Origin of the sequence: Zavarzinia sp. (assembly GCF_049306435.1) — a bacterium.
In the GTDB taxonomy this organism is placed as follows: Bacteria; Pseudomonadota; Alphaproteobacteria; order Zavarziniales; family Zavarziniaceae; genus Zavarzinia.
Genome location: NZ_JBAQRT010000196.1, coordinates 1 through 3,890 on the forward strand (window position 1 = coordinate 1; position 3,890 = coordinate 3,890).

Consider the following 3,890-nt stretch of genomic DNA (forward strand, 5'->3'; position numbering starts at 1 on the left):
GGGCTCGGCCCCGGCGGGCAGGGCGGGGGCGGCATCATATTCCGGCAATTCCGCCCAATGGACCGGCGCGGCCGGATCGGCGGGCACCGACAGATCGTCGCCGAGCGCGGCGCCCAGCGCGGTTTCATAGCCCCTGGCGACCGTGATCGCGTCGAGCACCGGCGGAAAGGCCGCGTCGTCACCCGTCGCCAGCAGGCTGGCCAGGGCCTTTTCCTCGGCGGCGACGCGGCCGGCCTCGGTTTCGGCGATGCGCAGGGCTTCCCGCGCTTCCCCTTCCTCGCCGATCATCTGGGCGCGCTCGCCCTCGGCGTCGGCGACCGCGTCCTGCGCGGCCTCGGCCCCGGCCTGGGCCGCTTCCAGCCGCTCCACCAGGGCTTCGAGATCGACGGCGCGGGCCTTTTCCTCGGCGAGGCGCTGTTCGTCGGCATCGAGCTGGCGGCGGGACTGGGTCAGACGGTCCAGCCGTGCCGCCGCGTCGCGAATTTCGCGCTCCAGGCTCTGGCGCCGGGCTTCCACCGCCGCCAGTTCGCGATTGGCCTTGTCCAGTTCGGCTTCCCGCGCCTGCAGGGCATCGGCGGCTTCGGCGACCAGGGCCTCGGCCGTCTCGGCATCCTCGCCGGCGCCGTCCTCGGCTTCTTCCAGCAGGGCCTGTTCCTCGGTCAGCCGTTCTTGCGCCGCGCGGGCGTCGTTCAGCAGGGCTTCTTCCCGCTGAGCGTCGCGGGCCACGGTCTCGATCGCCTGGGACAGGCGCGACAAAGCCTCGCGCGCGCGCCGCTCCTCGAGGGCGAGGCCGTCGCGCTCGACCACCAGCTTGTGCAGGACTTGCGCGGTGCGCGCCTCTTCCTCGCGCAAGGGGGCGATGGCTTCGCCCGCCCGGTTCTCGACATTGACCGCATGGGCGGCCTGTTCGGTCGCGACGCGGACGGCGTTCTGCGCCGCCGCGAGCTCGGCCCGCGCCACTTCCAGCGCGGCTTGCGCTTCCTGCCACTTCAGATGCAGGACGATCGCCTCGCCCTTGCGGATCTGGGCCTGGACGTTGCGGTAGCGGCTGGCCTGGCGCGACTGGCGCTTCAGCGCGTTCAGCTGGTTGGTCAGCTGGCCGACGACATCATCGACCCGGACCAGATTGCCTTCCGCCGCCTTCAGGCGCAGCTCCGCCTCGTGCCGGCGGGAATGCAGGCCGGAAATGCCCGCCGCCTCTTCGAGGATCTGGCGCCGGTCGCGCGGCTTCGAATTGATGATGGTGCTGATCCGGCCCTGGCCGACCAGCGCCGGGGAGCGCGAGCCGACCGAAGCATCGGCGAACAGCAGCTGGACGTCGCGGGCCCGCACGTCCTTGCCGTTGATGCGATAGGCGGAGCCGGCCTCGCGCTCGATCCGGCGCGAAATCTCGAGTTCCAGATGATCGTTGAAGGCGACCGGCGCCCGCCGCGTCGAATTGTCGAGGACGAGGGAGACTTCGGCGAGGTTCCGCGCCGGCCGGCGCGAGGTGCCGGCGAAGATGACATCGTCCATTTCCGCGCCGCGGATCAACTTGGCCGAGGTTTCGCCCATGACCCAGCGCAGGGCTTCGAGCAGGTTCGACTTGCCGCAGCCGTTCGGCCCGACGATACCCGTCATCCCGGCATGGATCACCAACTCCGTCGGATCGACGAAGGATTTGAACCCGGAAAGCCGCAGTTTGGTGAACTGGACCATTGATGTTTGCCCCTCAAACGCCGGGCGGTCGCATTCGCGACCTTGGCTCGCTGATTTAATCTCGCCCTCAAGCGCCGGGCGGTCGCATCCGCGACCTTGGCTCGCTGCGCTGAAGCTCCGCGGGGCCTCAATGGCCCTTGAAGTTCAGCCCCTCCCCAAGAGCTTCATCCCGGCGAAGGCCGGGATCTCGTGCAGGAGGGGGCCATATCGGGCCTCAGTCCTTCAGGCCGTTGTCCTTCAGGAATTTGGTGAATTCCTCGAGGGTCAGGGCGCCGGAAACCTTGGTCTTGCCGATGACGAAACTGGGCGTCGACTTGATCTCGTAATCCTTCTCGGCGCCGTAGCGCGACTGGATCACCGCCATTTTCAGCGCCTCGTCGGCGAGGCAGGCATCCGCCTTGGCATCGCCGAGACCGGCGAGGCGCAGCGTCTGCTTGAGGGCGGCGATCGGGTCGGCCGCCTGGGTCCAGGACGCCTGGGTGCGGAACAGCATCTCGACCAGGGCTTCCGCCTTGTCCGCCCCGGCGCAGCGCACCAGCATGGAGGCGCGCAGAGCAATACCGTCGAGCGGGAAGTCGCGGAACACGAAACGGATCTTGCCCGTGTCGATGAACTGCTTCTTCACCTCGGGAAAGGTGGTCAGCGAGAAATGGCCGCAATGCGAACAGGTCATCGAGGCGAATTCGGTGACCGTGATCGGGGCGTCCTTGGGGCCGAGCACGAAGGTGCCTTCGGCAAAATCATCCGTTTCGGCGAGCGCGGGAAAGCCGAGCCCGGCCACGGCCGCGACACCGGTCATGCCGGCCAGGATCATACGTCTCGTGTTCATAAGCTCATCTCACCACAAGATGTTGGGGGTCGTAAAGATCAATGATGGTCCAGTCGCCCTAGCGCTGGCCGTCCCGAAGGGCCCTTGCCCGCATGGTTCGGCCAAGGCTGGCGAGGGCTTCGCGCAGATTATCGTTCTCGATTGTGGCAACGAGACGGTCGATTTCGGCGCGTTCCGCCGCCGGGATCGCGGGCAGGGGGGCCGGCGGCGCTTTGCGGGGCGGGACCCGGCCGCGTGTGATCTTCAGCCGGCCGGCGGCCCGAAAACCGCAGAAACTGTTCACCTTGTCGAGGATCTGCGGCTCCAGGTGCTGGATCTCCAGCGCCAGCGGGCCATCGACCCGCACCTCGAGAATGCCGCCCTCGTTGCCGCCCCGCTCGAATCGCAGGCGCTCGGGCAGGGTACAGTCGGCGAGGCGGTCGCCGACGATCAGCCGCCAATGGGTGACGATCTCGGCGGCGGCGAAGCCACGCTTCCCCGCCGCCGACCGCAGCAGGGTCGACAGGGTGGCCGAGGCGGGCTCGGTCCGGAAGCGGCGCTTGGCCGACGGCTCGAAGGTCTTTGTTGCTTGCACCATGGTCCGCACACTCTAATCAGGGAATGTCTCCCGTCGATTCCGAATTCGCCCTGGCCCTGCCGCCGCCCGCCTCCCGGCCCAAGGCGGGTTTCGCCCGCGCCCTCCTCGACTGGTACGATACCAGCCGGCGGCGCCTGCCCTGGCGCGCGGAACCCGGGGAAACGCCCGATCCCTACAGGGTCTGGCTGTCCGAGATCATGTTGCAGCAGACCACGGTCGCGACCGTGCTCGACCGCTTTTCCCGCTTCATCGCGCGCTTTCCCGATGTGATGGCGCTGGCGGCGGCGCCGCTCGAATCGGTTTTGTCGGAATGGGCGGGGCTCGGCTATTACGCCAGGGCGCGCAATCTCCATGCCTGCGCCCGGGAAGTGGCGGCCAAAGGCGGCAAATTCCCGGATACCGCCGAAGGCCTCGCCAGGCTGCCGGGCATCGGCGACTACACGGCGGGCGCCATCGCCGCCATCGCCTTCGGCCGCCGCGCCGCCGCCGTCGACGGCAATGTCGAGCGGGTCATTTCCCGGCTTTATCGCTTCGGCGAGGCGCTGCCGGCGGCCCGCCCCAGGCTGCGTCGCCTGGTCGAGGCCCTGGTGCCGGAAGACCGGCCGGGCGATTTCGCGCAAAGCCTGATGGATCTCGGCTCCGGCATCTGCCAGCCGAAGACACCCAATTGCCGGCGCTGCCCCGTGGCCCGTTTCTGCGACGGCGCCGCGGCGGGCGATGCCGCCGCCTATCCGGTGAAAGCCGCCAGGGTGGAACGGCCGACCCGCCACGGCACGGCCTATGTCG

At 68.9% G+C, this 3,890-nt stretch carries 4 protein-coding genes; 1 reads left to right on the top strand and 3 read right to left on the bottom strand.

Annotated features, from left to right (window positions below; genetic code table 11):
• The 3 genes from WAZ62_RS11005 to WAZ62_RS11015 all read right to left on the bottom strand — a co-directional run.
• The coding region (locus WAZ62_RS11005; protein ID WP_422643573.1) for a chromosome segregation SMC family protein at window positions 1-1,698 on the bottom strand (1,698 nt) is incomplete at its 3' end.
• A 214-nt stretch (window positions 1,699-1,912) separates the two neighbouring features.
• Window positions 1,913-2,527 (bottom strand): DsbA family protein, encoded by a 615-nt coding sequence (locus WAZ62_RS11010; protein ID WP_422643574.1) that lies wholly within the window; start codon window positions 2,525-2,527, stop codon window positions 1,913-1,915.
• Between the two features lie 58 nt (window positions 2,528-2,585).
• Complete coding sequence (locus tag WAZ62_RS11015; RefSeq protein ID WP_422643575.1) at window positions 2,586-3,104, bottom strand: DUF721 domain-containing protein; 519 nt, start codon at window positions 3,102-3,104, stop codon at window positions 2,586-2,588.
• 23 nt (window positions 3,105-3,127) lie between these two features.
• Here WAZ62_RS11015 and WAZ62_RS11020 point away from each other — a divergent pair.
• On the top strand, window positions 3,128-3,890 hold a 763-nt coding region (locus tag WAZ62_RS11020), incomplete at its 3' end, for an A/G-specific adenine glycosylase (protein ID WP_422643576.1).

Bases quoted from the DNA above. Each gene is read 5' to 3' on its own strand.
- WAZ62_RS11010 (WP_422643574.1), bottom strand. From the start codon at position 2,527: ATGAACACGAGACGTATGATCCTGGCCGGCATGACCGGTGTCGCGGCC.
- WAZ62_RS11015 (WP_422643575.1), bottom strand. From the start codon at position 3,104: ATGGTGCAAGCAACAAAGACCTTCGAGCCGTCGGCCAAGCGCCGCTTC.